General features: G+C 71.1%; 11 protein-coding genes and 1 tRNA gene. 5 read left to right on the forward strand and 7 right to left on the reverse strand.

The genetic code is table 11. From position 1 onward, the window contains the following. The first annotated feature begins 396 nt into the window (after nt 1-396). Nucleotides 397-636, forward strand: coding sequence for a hypothetical protein (locus LOK46_RS11440; RefSeq protein WP_273563882.1), 240 nt, complete (start codon nt 397-399; stop codon nt 634-636). A 53-nt stretch (nt 637-689) separates the two neighbouring features. Here LOK46_RS11440 and LOK46_RS11445 read toward each other — a convergent pair whose 3' ends face one another. The 6 genes from LOK46_RS11445 to LOK46_RS11470 form a co-directional block, all read right to left on the reverse strand. Then, on the reverse strand, nt 690-1,238 hold the full coding sequence (locus LOK46_RS11445; RefSeq protein ID WP_273563883.1) for a metal-dependent phosphohydrolase: 549 nt from the start codon (nt 1,236-1,238) through the stop codon (nt 690-692). 77 nt (nt 1,239-1,315) lie between these two features. Continuing rightward, nucleotides 1,316-1,723 (reverse strand): hypothetical protein, encoded by a 408-nt coding sequence (locus tag LOK46_RS11450; protein WP_273563884.1) that lies wholly within the window; start codon nt 1,721-1,723, stop codon nt 1,316-1,318. A 155-nt stretch (nt 1,724-1,878) separates the two neighbouring features. Beyond that, nucleotides 1,879-1,953: transfer RNA gene (locus tag LOK46_RS11455), tRNA-Gln, on the reverse strand. 82 nt (nt 1,954-2,035) lie between these two features. Further along, nucleotides 2,036-3,613: an aldehyde dehydrogenase (NADP(+)) gene (locus tag LOK46_RS11460; RefSeq protein WP_273563885.1), complete on the reverse strand. Its 1,578-nt coding sequence runs from the start codon at nt 3,611-3,613 to the stop codon at nt 2,036-2,038. Between the two features lie 59 nt (nt 3,614-3,672). Next, nucleotides 3,673-5,343, reverse strand: a complete 1,671-nt coding sequence (locus LOK46_RS11465) for a thiamine pyrophosphate-binding protein (protein ID WP_273563886.1) — start codon at nt 5,341-5,343, stop codon at nt 3,673-3,675. A 129-nt stretch (nt 5,344-5,472) separates the two neighbouring features. Next, nucleotides 5,473-6,126, reverse strand: a complete 654-nt coding sequence (locus tag LOK46_RS11470) for a GntR family transcriptional regulator (protein WP_273563887.1) — start codon at nt 6,124-6,126, stop codon at nt 5,473-5,475. A gap of 240 nt (nt 6,127-6,366) precedes the next feature. On the opposite strand from LOK46_RS11470, the gene LOK46_RS11475 reads away from it, so the two are divergent. The 4 genes from LOK46_RS11475 to LOK46_RS11490 all read left to right on the forward strand — a co-directional run bounded on the left by LOK46_RS11475 (nt 6,367) and on the right by LOK46_RS11490 (nt 11,320). Further along, complete coding sequence (locus LOK46_RS11475; protein WP_273563888.1) at nt 6,367-7,086, forward strand: ribonuclease activity regulator RraA; 720 nt, start codon at nt 6,367-6,369, stop codon at nt 7,084-7,086. A gap of 81 nt (nt 7,087-7,167) precedes the next feature. Then, nucleotides 7,168-8,517 (forward strand): MFS transporter, encoded by a 1,350-nt coding sequence (locus LOK46_RS11480; RefSeq protein WP_273563889.1) that lies wholly within the window; start codon nt 7,168-7,170, stop codon nt 8,515-8,517. Between the two features lie 16 nt (nt 8,518-8,533). Then, entirely contained in the window at nt 8,534-10,264 is a 1,731-nt protein-coding gene (gene araD / locus LOK46_RS11485; RefSeq protein WP_273563890.1) for an L-arabinonate dehydratase, read from the forward strand. Nucleotides 10,265-10,315: 51 nt separating this feature from the next. After that, nucleotides 10,316-11,320, forward strand: a complete 1,005-nt coding sequence (locus LOK46_RS11490; RefSeq protein ID WP_273563891.1) for an SMP-30/gluconolactonase/LRE family protein — start codon at nt 10,316-10,318, stop codon at nt 11,318-11,320. 135 nt (nt 11,321-11,455) lie between these two features. On the opposite strand, the gene metH is transcribed toward LOK46_RS11490, so the two are convergent. Next, the gene (gene metH / locus LOK46_RS11495; RefSeq protein WP_273563892.1) at nt 11,456-15,208 is read right to left on the reverse strand and encodes a methionine synthase; all 3,753 of its coding nucleotides are present in this window, start codon (nt 15,206-15,208) and stop codon (nt 11,456-11,458) included. Nucleotides 15,209-15,347: the final 139 nt, after the last annotated feature.

A 15,347-nucleotide genomic window follows, 5' to 3' on the forward strand; every position in this document is an offset into this window, starting at 1 on the left:
TCGACGTGAGATCCGTGAACCCCTGGGCCTCGCTGGTGAGCAGGGCCACGAGCAGCAAGCACAGGCCGCCCAGGAGTGCGACCCCGGCCGTGGCTCCGACCAGATCCGACGTCCGAATGGTCGGTTCAGCTTGACGGCTGAACAGCAAAGCTCGCCCTTTGCGAGTGTTCGGATACGTGCGGCTCACGCGATGCCTCCAGAGATCGAGGCCCCTTGTATTAACGTTCACATGATCGGCCCTTCATCCGCGCAGGAGCCGTGAGCATTGCAAATCGCGTGCGCTGGCGCACGTCAACGATCTGGAAAGAGGATGATTTACCTTCCCTCGATTGTCCGGGTCTTGGTCGCGGGCGGCTGCTGCTCTTCGGGAACAGTGTCAGCCACCGGGCGCCGATCATGCTGACGACCCTGCTCGCCGCGATGATCCGGGAGGTCCCCGTCGTCTGGTCGACCTCGGTCGATGACGGACTGGTCGATCGCGTGAAGCCCGACCTCGTGCTGACCGAGATGGCCGAGCGGTTTCTCCATCAGACCGTCGAGGACGACTTCGCTGTCTCGGTGTACGCGCGCGGGAGGTTCGGCGCCGATCTGTCAGAGGTGTCGCGGCGCGGGTCGCCGGGCATGCCTCGGCCGTGACAGCGGGGCGGCGCCGGTCGCGCGAAGCTTCGCCGCATGGGCAAGGCGCGGGGCTAACGCGGCCCGCTGCCTTCGACCGTCGTCGGTGAACCGAGCCAGCCCTTCGCCGCCGCCGCCGCGCGGAGGATCTCCTTGGCCGGCTCGTACTTGAGACGAAGCCGCTCGCGGGTCTCCGCGGGCAGGAGCGCCAGACGCCCGAGATCCGAATTGTCCTCGAGGTCGGCGAGCTTGACGAGGGTCGCCCGGAGGGTGCCCACTTTCGCGATGTTGTTGATCCAGGCCGCGTAGGTGACGCGCCCACCGGGCTTCGTGAGCATGGCGACGGAGGTCAGCACGTTGTCGCTGAAGCCCTCCTTGGCCAAGTGGCCGAACCCGTAGCTGGTATCCTCGACCACGTCGTGCAGCCATGCGGCTTGCGCCGCCTCGTCCCGCTCCAGGTCGGACCAGAACGGGCACCCCTCTGACAGCCTGAGCACGCCGGCAACGACCCGCGCCAGATGCTCGGTGTACGGCCGGCCGGCTTTGTCGACCTGGCCTTCGTGGACGACGGTGGCCACCGTCCGCGCGTCGGCCGCGGTCCGGCGGAGGGGAGGCAGGATCACGCGCTCAATCCTTCACCGGATGCGCCAGCCTTCACCGGATGCACCAGCAGGTCCGCTGTCGGGGCCATGGACCGCTCTCAGCTCGACACGAACAGCATCATCATCCGTGCCGCCGCCGCGATCTGCTCGACGGAGGCTTCCGGCATGTCGGCAACCACCTTCTCGACGATGCTCCGGGCGATGCCCTCGTACAGGCCGGCGCCCAGCGCGAACGTGCTGAGACGAACCAGCACGCTGTCGGCGATTGTCTTACGCTTCTGATCGGGCACGTCGCTCATGTCGGCCTCGGAAAGCCCTTGGTGACCGCGGTCTTCACCCTCGTGCGGCGAAGCCCCGGCGCGGTGTCGGTGGCGGCGCGCAGGCTCCTCGCCTGAGAGCGCATTTCGATGGCGTCCGCCACGTCGACGTGGTGGCTCTGTCGAGAGCGTGAAGGGCTCGGCCGTCGCGGCCTTCGGGTCGGCAAGCGTCGCGGTCTCGCTCTCCACAGCGGTGATCCCGGCCTCACGGTGCAGAGCGCCGGCGCCTGAGGGCCCGCGGGCCACTCGGGACCGTGCGGATTCTCGTGCCGTGGGGAGACGCCGTGCGTCCCGGCGTGCCCGCTCAGTCCCGGTCCCGAAGGTTCTGCTTCTCTTGGGAAATTTGGCTGGGGCGCCAGGATTCGAACCTGGGAATGGCGGTACCAAAAACCGCTGCCTTACCACTTGGCGACGCCCCAAGGTGAGCGGAGGCTGTCTAGACGCCGCGCCCGCCCCTGGCAAGCGGCGGATCGCGGCCGTCCGGCCCCCGCCCGGAGCGGCTCAGCGGCGCTCGGGCGTGCCGTCGATCCGGCGGGGCAGGCCCAGCGGATTGGCGGCCTGGAGCGCCGCCGGCAGCAGGGCGTCGGGGACGTCCTGGTAGCTCACCGGCCGCAGGAACCGGTCGATCGCGAGGCTGCCCACCGAGGTCGTGCGCCCGTCCGAGGTCGCCGGATAGGGGCCGCCATGCACCATGGCGTGCGCCACCTCGACGCCGGTCCCGAACCCGTCCACCAGGATCCGGCCGACGCGGCGCTCCAGGAGCGGCAGCAGGTCCCGCGCGGCCGCGTGATCCTCCGGTGCGAGGTGCAGCGAGGCCGTGAGCTGGCCCTCCAGGCGCTCCAGGACCGCCCGCATCGCGGCGAAGTCCGCGCAGCGCACCACGAGCCCCGAGGCGCCGAACATCTCCTCCTGCAACTCGGGATCCGCCAGGAACACGTCCGATTCCGCGGCGAACAGGGTGGCCCGGCCCTGGGTCGCCCCGCCCTCCGCGCCCTCGGCGATGCGGGTGACGGCGGCGTGGCCGGCCACCCGCGCCACGGCCTCGCGGTACGCGCGCTGGATGCCGGGCGTCAGCATGGTCGCGGCCGGGCTCTCGCGCAGGGCCGCGCCGGTCGCCTCCAGGAAGGCGTCGAGGCCCGGGCCGGGCAGCGCCAGGATCAGGCCGGGATTGGTGCAGAACTGCCCGGCGCCCAGCGTCAGCGAGGCCGCGAAGGCCTTGCCGATCGCCGCGCCCCGCGCGGCGAGCGCGCCGGGGAACAGCAGCACCGGGTTGATGCTGCTCATCTCGGCGTAGACCGGGATCGGCGACGGGCGCCCGGCCGCGATCGCCATCAGGGCGGTGCCGCCCCGGCGCGAGCCCGTGAAGCCGACGGCGGCGATCCGGGGATCGGCCACCAGCCCCTGCCCGATCGACTGGCCGGCATCGAACAGCAGCGAGAAGGTCCCCTCCGGCAGGCCGCAGGCGGCGACCGCCTTCTGGACGGCGCGGCCGACGAGCTCCGAGGTGCCGGGATGGGCGGGATGGGCCTTGACCACTACCGGGCAGCCCGCCGCCAGCGCCGAGGCGGTGTCGCCGCCCGCCACCGAGAAGGCCAGCGGGAAGTTCGAGGCGCCGAACACCGCCACCGGGCCGACGGCGATCCGGCGCAGGCGCAGGTCCGGGCGGGGCAGCGGCTTGCGGTCCGGCAGGGCCGGGTCGATCCGCGCCTCGACGTAGCTGCCCTCGCGGACCACGCCGGCGAACAGGCGCAGCTGGCCGACCGTCCGGGCGCGCTCGCCCTCGATCCGCGGCCGGGGCAGCCCGGTCTCGGCCATGCAGCGGGTGACGAGGTCGTCCCCGATCTCCAGGATGTTCGCGGCGATCGCCTCCAGGAAAGCGGCCCGCGCCTCCGGGTCGGTCTCCCGGAAGGTGTCGAAGGCGGCCTCGGCGAGCGCGCAGGCCCGGTCGAGGTCGCTCCGGCTCGCGCCCGGGAAGTCCGGTTCCAGGGCCTGTCCGGTGGCCGCCTCGACGGCCCGGAAGGTCGCCTCGGTGCCGCGCCGCGCCTCGGCGCCGATCAGGTTCTCGCCGCGCAGGGTCATGAGCTGCTCCTCTCGGTGGGGGTGCGGGCGGGCCGCACCGGGACGACGCGCGCGGGCGGTCAGGCCCGCTGCGCCGCCAGGGCCTTCTCGCGGATGGCCGCGAGGGTCATGGTCGGGGTCAGCGCCTCGGGATCGACGAGGCAGTGGATCATGGCCGGCAGCCCGGAGGCGAGGCCGCGCTCGAAGGCGGGGGCGAACTCCTCGGTGCGCTCCACCCGTTCGCCGTGGCCGCCGAAGGCGCGGGCGAGGGCCGCGAAGTCGGGGTTGCGCAGCTCGGTCGCCGAGACGCGGCCGGGATACTCGCGCTCCTGGTGCATCCGGATCGTGCCGTACATGCCGTTGTCGAGCACCACCACCACGACGGCGATCCCGTACTGAACCGCGGTCGCGAATTCCTGCACGGTCATCATCACGTCGCCGTCGCCGGCCAGCGCCACGACGATCCGATCCGGGCGGCTGCGCTTCGCCATCACGGCGGCGGGCAGGCCGTAGCCCATGGAGCCGGAGGTCGGCGCGAGCTGCGTGCCGAAGGCGCGGAACCGGTAGTAGCGGTGGACCCAGGTGGCGAAGTTGCCGGCGCCGTTGCAGATCACCGCGTCCGGCGGCAGACGCTCGCGCAGCCACGCGATCGCCGCGCCGTACTGGAACGCCCCGGGCTTCGGCTCCGGCGTCTCGGACCACGCGCGGTAGGCGGCGTGGGCCTCGGCGGCGCGGCCGGTGCCGGTGGCCTCGAAATCGGGCAGGACCGCGCAGAAGGTCGCGGGCGCCGCCTCGATCGCCAGTGCCGGCTGGTAGACGCGGCCGAGCTCCGCCGCGTCGGCGTGGACGTGGACCAGCGGCAGGCCGGGATCCGGGATGCCGAGCAGGCCGTAGGATTGCGCCGGCATCTCGGAGAGGCGCCCGCCCACCATCAGCAGCAGGTCGGCCTCCCGGATCCGGGCGAGCAGCGCCGGGTTCGGCCCGATCCCGAGCTCGCCCGCGAAGTTCGGGTGGTCGGCGGGGAAGAGCTGGGCCCGCCGGAACGAGACCGCCACCGGCAGGTCGTGGCGCTCGGCCCAGGCGGCCAGGGCGGCGACGGCGCCTTCCGTCCAGCGGGAGCCGCCGAGCAGCACCACCGGCCGCCGCGCTTCCGCCAGCATGGCCCGCAGGCGCGCAACGTCGTCCCCCGACGGGGCCGGCGCGGCCGGGACGACGCGCGGCGCGTCCGGCACGGCCGCGACGTCGTCGAGCATGTCCTCCGGCAGGGCGACCACGACGGGGCCCGGGCGGCCCTGCAGCGCGACCCGGAAGGCCCGGGCGAGGATCTCGGGGATGCGCGCCGCGTCGTCGATCTCCACCGCCCACTTGGCGACGCCGCCGAACATCTGCCGGTAATCCACCTCCTGGAAGGCCTCGCGGTCGCGCATCCGCCGGGCGATCTGGCCGACGAACAGGATCATCGGCGTCGAATCCTGGCGGGCGATGTGCACGCCGGCGGAGGCGTTGGTCGCGCCGGGGCCCCGGGTGACGAAGCAGATGCCGGGGCGGCCCGTGAGCTTGCCGGCGGCCTCGGCCATGATCGCCGCGCCGCCCTCCTGCCGGCAGACCAGCACGTCGATGCCGCTGTCGCGCAGGGCATCGAGCACCGCGAGGTAGCTCTCCCCGGGGACGCAGGTCACGCGCTCGACGCCCTGCGCGCGGAGCTGGTCGACGAGCACCTGCGCGCCGGTGCGTGGGGGCAATCCGCTCAAGCCGTTCCTCCCTGGCGCTCGGGCCGCATCCGGGGCGTGGCGCCGGGGTCGGCCGTGGACCCGCCCGTCGCTGAGATGCGTCTGATATCCCAGTTTCAGGATAGGGGCGGGTTCGAGGCGGTCAACCTGTCAGACCAGGGGGCGCCGGTCGAGGGCCCGGCGGGTCATCTGGTCGAGAAAGTCGAACAGCGTCCCGATCCCGGCAAGGGCCGCGCCCGCGTCCCGCGCCGCGATGCCCGACACGATCGCCGCGTGGATCGCGGCGCAGTCCGGGAAGCTGGCGGTCGGCTCGTAGGTGTACCAGAACCGGCGCGACTGCGCGTGCAGCGCCGCCATGGTGCCGGTGAGCGTCGGGTTGTGGGCGGCGCCGACCAGCCCCTCGTGCAGGGCGCGCTTGTGCCGGAAATACGCCTCCCGGTCACGGGCCTCCGCGGTGCCGCGCAGGCCGGCGACTCGGTCCAGCAGCCGCGCCATGTCGTCCCCGGTGCCGCGCGCGATGGCGCAGCGGGCCACGGTCTCGTCGAGGGGGCGCCGCACCTCCAGCAGCTCGAGGTGCTTGACGACGTCGACCTGGGTGACGAGGACGCCGCGGCGCGGATGGACCTCCACGAACCCGATCGTCTTCAGCCGCGCCAGGGCCTCGCGGACCGGGGTCCGGCCGAGGCCGAGCTCCGCGCCGAGTTCGCCCTCCGAGACCATGGCGCCTGGCGCGAGGCGGCGGCTGATGATCATCTGCTCGATGGCGTCGTAGGCGGTCTCGGCGAGCGAGCGCGGCCTGGGCACCTCCGCCGCCGTCGCGCTCCCGCCGCCCGCAAATCCCAATTCGGCCAAGGGCTTCCCCGTCGATCTCCGCCCGTGTCTGGCGCGACCCGCGTCGGTTGACAATGGCGCCGCGCGCCGTGTTACTCAAGAGCTGGGATATCAGTCCGCGCGCAGCGCGGGCGGGAGCCAAGGCCGGCACAAGCGACGCGTGATTGTCACCGTGCGCGGGTGCCGAGACCGAGGCCCGGGGAGGAGAAGCGGATGTCCGGGTTGTCCCCTGAGACGCGCGCCAAGCTGAAGACCGTCAGCACCGCGACGCTGATGACCGCCCTCTACAAGCGCGGCTTCCGCAACCAGATGATCCAGGGCGTGCTGCCCCTGAAGGCCGGTGGCCCGACGATGGTCGGCGAGGCCTACACCCTGCGCTACATCCCGGCCCGGGAGGACCTGAACCCGATCACGGTGTTCCGCGACCGCGCGCACCCGCAGCGCAAGGCCGTGGAGGAGTGCCCGCCCGGCGCCGTGATGGTGATCGACAGCCGGAAGGACGCCCGGGCCGCCTCCGCGGGCTCGATCCTGGCGACCCGCCTGATGGTGCGCGGCTGCGCCGGGCTCGTCACCGACGGCGGCTTCCGCGATGCCGACGAGATCGCCCGGCTGGAGATGCCGAGCTACCACGCGCGCCCGTCGGCACCGACGAACCTCACGGTCCACCAGGCGATCGACATCAACGTGCCGATCGGCTGCGGCGACGCGCCCGTCTTCCCCGGCGACGTGGTCGTCGGCGACGGCGACGGGGTCGCGGTGATCCCGGCCCACCTCGCCGACGCGGTCGCCGACGAGGCCGTCGAGATGACCGCCTACGAGGATTTCGTCACCGAGGAGGTTCGCAAGGGCCGCACAATCCTCGGCCTCTACCCTGCCACCGACGAGCAGAGCCTCGCCGATTTCGCCGCCTGGCGGAAGCGGACCGGTCGCTGAGCGTGCCGTACCGGCCCGCTCCGGCCCGGCCCGCGATCGGCAATGGGCCGGGACGCGTCGGATTCGGCTCGGGGGGACGCCATGGCGGCGGGGTTGCGCGGGGGCGATGCGGCGCCGGAGATCGAGCGGCGGACGATCGCCAAGGTGTCGCGGCGTCTCCTGCCGCTGATCGTCCTGATCTACTTCGTCGCCTACATGGACCGGACGAATGTGGGCTTCGCCTCGTTCGGGCTGAGCCGGGAGTTCGGGTTCTCCGCCACGGTCTACGGATGGGCGGCCGGCATCTTCTTCCTCGGCTACGTCATCTTCGAAGTGCCGAGCAACGTCCTCCTGGAGCGCGCCGGGGCGCGGCTCTGGATCGCCCGGATCATGGTCACCTGGGGACTGGTGGCGGGCAGCATGGCCCTCATCACCGGCCCGGCGAGCTTCCTCGCCCTGCGCTTCCTGCTGGGCGTGGCCGAGGCCGGATTCTTCCCCGGCGTGATCCTCTACTTCACCTACTGGTTCCCGAAGCGGTACCGGGCGCGCGTGGTCGCCGCGCTGTTCCTGGCGGTCCCGGGCTCGAACGCCCTCACGGCAGTGATCTCGGGGGCGCTGCTCCAGCTCGAGGGGGCGCTGGGCCTGCACGGCTGGCAGTGGCTGTTCCTCCTCGAGGCGGCCCCCTCGATCCTGCTGGCCTTCGCGGTCCTGGCGCTGATGACCGACCGTCCCGAACAGGCGGCGTGGCTCACCCCCGAGGAGCGGCTGTGGCTCGGGACCGCGATCGCGGCGGAGCGGGACGGCACGGTCAGGGCCCACGGGCCCTTCACCCTGGGGCAGGTCCTCACCGACCGGCGCGTGCTCGCGCTGGGGTCGATCTACTTCAGCATCGGCACCGCCACCTACGGCATCACCTTCTTCCTGCCGCCGATCCTGAAGAGCCTGCACCTCACCGACTGGGAGACGGGCGTCGCCACGGCGGTGCCCTACCTCGTCGGGACCCTGGGCATGATCGCCTGGAGCTGGTCGTCGGACCGGCGCGACGAGCGCCGCTGGCACTTCGCGATCGCCGCGCTGGTCGCCGCCCTCGGCCTCATCGCCTCCGGACCCGTGCTCGGCAGCCTCTGGGCGCTCGCGGCGATGTCGGTGGCCACGGTCGGGCTCTACGGGAGCAAGCCGGCCTTCTGGGCGATGCCGGGGGAGTTCCTGGCCGGGCCCGCGGCCGCAGGGGGGATCGCCCTGATCAACGCGATCGGCAATCTCGGCGGCTTCGTCGGCCCCTACGTCCTGGGCTGGCTCAAGGATTACACCGGCACCTACGAGGCCGGCCTCTACTTCCTGGCGGCGTGCGCGCTCGCCTCCGCGGCGATCACGCTCGTCGCGGGCCGGCCCGGCCGCGGCGGGACGGATCCGCGGCGCGGCGCCGTCCGCCCGGCCGGGCCGGACCCGTGAGACCGGAGACAGAGCGATGACCGCGCGCAAGAAGACCCTGGACGACCTGCGCAGCCAGCGCTGGTTCGGCGCCACCGACCTGCGCAGCTTCGGCCACCGCTCCCGCATGCTCCAGATGGGCTACGAGCGGGCGGACTTCACCGGCAAGCCGATCGTCGGCATCGTCAACACCTGGAGCGACATCAATCCCTGTCACCAGCATTTCCGCGAGCGCGTCGAGCACGTGAAGCGCGGCGTCTGGCAGGCGGGCGGCTTCCCGATCGAGTTGCCGGCGCTGTCGCTGTCGGAGAACTTCGTCAAGCCGACCACGATGCTCTACCGCAACCTCCTGGCCATGGAGGTGGAAGAGCTGCTGCGCCAGCATCCTGTCGACGGCGCGGTGCTGATGGGCGGCTGCGACAAGACCACGCCCGGCACCGTCATGGGCGGGATCTCCATGAACCTGCCGATGGTCTTCCTCCCGGCCGGACCCATGATGCGCGGGCATTTCGGCGGCACGATCCTGGGCTCCGGCTCGGATGTCTGGAAGTACTGGGCCGAGAAGGAGGCCGGGAACATCACCACGCAGGAATGGAACGACATGGAGGCGGGCATCGCCCGCTCCGCCGGGACCTGCATGACCATGGGCACGGCCTCGACCATGACGGCGATCACCGAGGCGCTGGGGCTGTCCCTGCCCGGCTCGGCCTCGATCCCGGCGGCCGACGCCGACCATCCGCGCATGGCCGGCGCCTGCGGCCGGCGGATTGTCGAGATGATCTGGGAGGACCTGAAGCCGTCCGACATCCTCGACCGCCGCTCGATCGACAACGCGCTGGTGGTTCACAACGCGCTGGCCGGCTCCACCAACGCGATGATCCACCTCGTGGCCATGGCGGGGCGGGCCGGTATCCCGGTCAAGCTCACCGAGTTCGACGACTTCGCCCAGAAGGTGCCGGTGATCGCCAACCTTCGGCCCTCGGGGCAGTGGCTGATGGAGGATTTCCACATCGCGGGCGGCATCCGCGCCCTGATGGCGCGCCTGTCCCCGCTCCTCCACCTCGACGCCCGCTCGGTCACCGGCGGCACGGTCGGCGACGGGCTCGCCGGCATGAAGGTGTTCAACGACGACGTGATCCGCCCGCTCGACCGGCCGATCGTCTCCATGGGCGGAACCGCGATCCTGTACGGCAACCTCGCGCCGGACGGGTGCGTGATCAAGCCGCCGGCCGCCGACCCGCGTTTCCTGAACCATACCGGCCCCGCGCTGGTCTTCGACAGCTACGACGCGATGAGCGCGGCGGTGAACGACCTCGACCTCGACGTCACGCCCGACCACGTGATGATCCTGCGCAATGCCGGCCCGATCGGCGGCCCCGGCATGCCCGAATGGGGCATGCTGCCGATCCCCAAGGTCCTCCTCCGGCAGGGCGTGCGCGACATGGTCCGCATCTCGGACGCCCGGATGAGCGGGACCAGCTACGGCGCGTGCATCCTGCACGTGGCGCCGGAATCGGCCGCGCGCGGGCCACTGGCCGCCGTGCGCGACGGCGACCTCATCACCGTGGACGTGCCCGGGCGGCGGATCCACCTGCACCTCGACGACGCCGAGATCGCGGCGCGGGTGAAGGCCTTCGTGCCGCCCGACCGGGTGTATCCGCGGGGCTACAACCGGCTGTTCGCCCAGCACGTGCGGCAGGCCAACGAGGGCTGCGATTTCGACTTTCTTGAGGGCGCCGGCGGGATCCCGGAACCCGAGATTCACTGACCGGCCCGAGCCGTCGGCAACAGGCGGCGGGCCGCACCACAGGGAGGTACCATGGTCACGATCGCACGCAGGGGGCTGCTCGCCGGAGCGGCCCTGATCGGCGCCGCGCGGGCGGCGGGAGCCGGCTGGGAGCCGTCGCAGCGGGTGCCCGACCCAGCGGTGGAGATCGTCGATCCGGCCTTCGCCAAGTACCGCCTCGCCTCGGCGACGGTCGAGCGGGTTGCCACCGGCTTCCGCTGGGCCGAGGGCCCGGTCTGGTTCGGCGACATGGGATCGCTGCTGTTCAGCGACGTGGTCAACGACCGGATCATGAAGTGGGAGGAGGCGTCGGGCGCGCTCTCGGTGTTCCGCAAGCCGTCGAACTACGCCAACGGCAACACCCGCGACCGGCAGGGCCGCCTGATCACCTGCCAGCACAAGACGCGCAGCGTGACCCGGACCGAGCACGACGGCAGCCTCACCACGCTGATGGACCGGTTCGACGGCAAGCCGCTGAACTCGCCCAACGACGTGGTCTGCCATTCAGACGGCGCGGTCTGGTTCACCGACCCGGCCTTCGGGCCGAACCCGCACGAGTCCATGGCCGCGCCGGAACTGCCCGGCAACGTCTACCGGATCGACCCCAGGACGGGGCAGGCCAGCGTCGTGGTCGAGGGCGTGGCGGGTCCGAACGGGCTCTGCTTCTCGCCGGACGAGTCCAAGCTCTACGTCATCGAGGCGCGGGCGAAGCCGAACCGCCTGATCCGCGTCTACGATGTGGTCGAGAACGGCACCAGGACCGCGAACGGGCGGGTGTTCTACGATGCCGGCACCGGCACGCCGGACGGCTTCCGCGTCGATGTCGACGGCAATCTCTGGTGCGGCTGGGGGATGAGCGAGGCCGAGGACGGGGTCATCGTGCTCTCGCCGCAGGCCAAGCTGATCGGCCGGATCCGCCTGCCGGAGCGCTGCGCCAACCTGTGCTTCGGCGGCGTCAACCGCAACCTGCTGCTGATGACGGCGTCGCACTCGGTCTATTCACTGTACGTGAACACGCGGGGCGCGGGGACCTGCTGAGATCGGATGGGCGGTTCGGGCCGCCCTGCCGTCCTCGCGAGCGGCGCGAAGCAAACCAGGGCGGCGCCACGCTGACCGATGTCGCGCTGCCCCGAGTCGCTTCGCCACGCTCGCGATGACGGCGGTGCCTCGCCCCTACTCCGCCGCCTGCGGCAGGTACCGCGCCGGGTCGTAGTTGAGGATCGGCCCGAGCCAGCGCTCGACCTCGCGGACATCCATCCCCTTGCGGGCGGCGTAATCCTCGACCTGATCCCGCTCCACCTTGGCGACGCCGAAATAGTGCGCCTCCGGGTGGGCGATGTAGATCCCCGACACCGACGAGCCCGGCCACATGGCGTAGGACTCGGTCAGCTTCACGCCGATCCGGCTCTCGGCCTTCAGCAGGTCGAACAGCGTGGTCTTCTCGGTGTGGTCGGGCTGGGCCGGGTAGCCCGGAGCCGGACGGATGCCGTCGTACTTCTCCAGCACCAGCTCCTCGGGCGCGTAGGCCTCCTCAGACGCGTAGCCCCAGAACTCCTTGCGCACGCGCTCGTGCATCCGCTCGGCGAAGGCCTCGGCGATGCGGTCGGCCAGCGCCTTCACGAGGATCGCCCGGTAATCGTCGTTCGCCCGCTCGAAGCGCTCGGCGATGCGCACCTCCTCCAGGCCGGCCGTGACCACGAAGCCGCCGACGTAATCGGCGATGCCGGTCTCGGAAGGCGCCACGAAGTCCGACAGGCAGGTGTTCGACCGCCCGTCGCGCTTCGAGAGCTGCTGGCGCAGGCCGTGGAAGGTGGCGAGCCGCTCCGACCGGCTCTCGCCGGTGTAGAGCGCGATGTCGTCGCCGACGCTGTTGGCCGGCCAGAAGCCGATCACCGCCTTCGGGTTGAACCAGCGCTCCTCCACGATCTGCTTCAGCATCTCTTGCGCGTCCTCGTAGAGGGCGCGGGCGGCCGGGCCCTGCTCGGGATCGTCCAGGATCGCCGGGAAGCGGCCCTTGAACTCGTAAGTCTGCAGGAACGGCGTCCAGTCGATGTAGGGCACGAGGTCGGCGACCTCGTAGGAGCCGTAGACCCGGGTGCCGGTGAAGGTCGGCTTGGCCGGCTTGTAGGCCGACCAGTCGATCCTGAAGGCGTTGGTCCGCGCCTTGGCGAGCGGCAGCCGCTGCTTGTCGGCCTCCGAGCGCTTGTGGGCGTCGGCGACCTTGGCGTACTCGGCCCGGACCTTCTCGATCGTGGGCCCGCGGGTCTCCTTGGAGATCAGGCTCGACACCACGCCGACCGCGCGGCTCGCGTCGGTGACGTAGACCGCCTGCCCCTTGGCGTAGGCCGGGTGGATCTTCACCGCCGTGTGGACGCGGCTGGTGGTGGCGCCGCCAATCAGCAGCGGCACGTCGAGGCCCTCGCGCTCCATCTCGCCGGCCACGTGGACCATCTCGTCGAGCGACGGGGTGATCAGGCCCGACAGGCCGACGATGTCGACCTTCTCGGTCTTGGCGGTCTCCAGGATCTTGGCGGCCGGTACCATCACCCCGAGATCGATGATCTCGTAGTTGTTGCAGGCCAGCACGACGCCGACGATGTTCTTGCCGATGTCGTGGACGTCGCCCTTCACGGTGGCCATCAGCACCTTGCCGGCGGCCTGACGCTTGCCGTCGCCGCCGTTGGCGCGCTTCTCCTCCTCCATGAAGGGCTCGAGATAGGCGACCGCCTGCTTCATCACGCGGGCGGACTTCACCACTTGCGGCAGGAACATCTTGCCGGAGCCGAACAGGTCGCCGACCACGTTCATGCCGGCCATCAGCGGGCCCTCGATCACGTGGAGCGGGCGCTCCACGCCCTGGCGCGCCTCCTCGGTGTCGGCCACGATGTACTCGGTGATGCCGTTGACCAGCGCGTGCTCGATGCGCTTCGCGACCGGGGCCTCGCGCCAGGTCAGGTCGGCGGTCTTGGCCTGGGCCGAGGCGCCGGTCTTGAACCGCTCGGCCGCCTCCAGCAGGCGCTCGGTGGAATCGTCCCGACGGTTGAGGACCACGTCCTCGCAGAGCTCGCGCAGCTCGGCCGGGATCTCGTCGTAGACGGCGAGCTGACCGGCATTGACGATGCCCATGTCCATGCCCGCCTTGATGCAGTGGAACAGGAACACCGCGTGCATCGCCTCGCGCACCGGCTCGTTGCCGCGGAAGGCGAAGCTGAGGTTCGAGACGCCGCCCGAGATGTGGGCGTGCGGCAGGGTCTCGCGGATCGTCCGGGTCGCCTCGATGAAGGCGACGCCGTACGGGTTGTGCTCCTCGATACCGGTGGCGACGGCGAAGATGTTCGGGTCGAAGATGATGTCCTCGGGCGGGAAGCCGACCTGCTCGGTCAGGATCCGGTAGGCCTTGGTGCAGATCTCGACCTTGCGCTCGTAGGAATCCGCCTGCCCCTGCTCGTCGAAGGCCATCACCACCACGGCGGCCCCGTAGGAGCGGCAGATCTTGGCGGCCTCGATGAACTTCTCCTCGCCCTCCTTCATGGAGATCGAGTTCACGATCGGCTTGCCCTGGATGCACTTCAGACCGGCCTCGATCACCTCGAACTTCGAGGAATCGACCATCACGGGCACCCGGGCGATGTCGGGCTCGGCGGCGACGAGGTTCAGGAACTCGACCATCGCCTTCTGCGAGTCGAGCAGGCCCTCGTCCATGTTGACGTCGATCACCTGGGCGCCGGCCGCCACCTGATCACGGGCGACGTCCAGCGCCGCCGCGTAGTCGCCGTTGGTGATGAGCTTGCGGAACTTGGCCGAGCCGGTGACGTTCGTGCGCTCGCCGACGTTCACGAACGGGATTTCCGGCGTGAGGACGAAGGGCTCGAGGCCGGAGAGCCGCATCAGGCGGGGGATCTCGGGGATTGGCCGCGGCGCCTTGCCGGCGACGGCCTCCGCGATGGCGCGGATGTGGTCCGGGGTCGTGCCGCAGCAGCCGCCGACCATGTTGACGAGGCCGGATTCGGCGAACTCGCCGACCAGCTTGCCCATGGCCTCCGGGCTCTCGTCGTAGAGGCCGAACTCGTTCGGCAGGCCGGCATTCGGGTAGGCGCAGACCAGCGTGTCGCAGATCCGCGACAGCTCGGCGATGTGGCCGCGCATCTCGCGGGCGCCGAGCGCGCAGTTGAGGCCGAAGGTCAGCGGCTCGGAATGGCGCAGGGAGTGCCAGAAGGCCGCCGGGGTCTGGCCCGACAGGGTGCGGCCCGAGAGGTCGGTGATCGTGCCGGAGATCTGGATCGGCAGCCGGATGCCGGTCTCGTCGAAGACCTGCCACGCGGCCGCAACCGCCGCCTTGGCGTTGAGCGTGTCGAAGATCGTCTCGATCAGGATCAGCTCGGCGCCGCCGTCGATCAGGCCGCGGACCTGCTCCACGTAGGCCTGCTTGACCTGATCGAAGGTCACGGCCCGGAAGCCCGGGTTGTTCACGTCCGGCGAGATCGACAAAGTCCGGTTCGTCGGCCCGATGGCGCCGGCCACGAAGCGGCGGCGGCCGTCCTTCTCCTCGGCGAGCTTGGCGGCCTCCCGGGCGAGCCGGGCGCCCTCGGCGTTCAGCTCGTGGATGATCGACTCCATGCCGTAATCGGCCTGGGCGATGGTGGTGCCCGAGAAGGTGTTGGTCTCGCAGACGTCGGCGCCGGCCAGGAAGTAGTCGAGGTGGATCTGCCGGATCGCGTCGGGCTGGGTCAGGATCAGCAGGTCGTTGTTGCCCTTCTGATCGTGGCCGTGGTCCTCGAAGCGCTCGCCGCGGAAATCCTCTTCCGAGTACTTGAGCCGCTGGATCACGGTGCCCATCGCCCCGTCGAGGACGAGGATCTTCTCCGCCGCGCGCTGGCGCAGGGCCTGGGCGATCTCGGTGCCGTCGACGGGGGCAAAAGCGGTCATCGTGCGTCCTGTCAGATCACCTCGTCCTGAGGTGCCGGAGCGAAGCGGAGGCCTCGAAGGAGGGTTCGAAGTTTCGTCCTGTCAGGCGTTTTCGCGCCCTTTGCGCGACCACGCCGCCGTCTTTGCGAGCGGAGCGAAG

It is taken from the genome of Methylobacterium sp. NMS14P (genome assembly GCF_028583545.1).
In the GTDB taxonomy this organism is placed as follows: domain Bacteria; phylum Pseudomonadota; class Alphaproteobacteria; order Rhizobiales; family Beijerinckiaceae; genus Methylobacterium.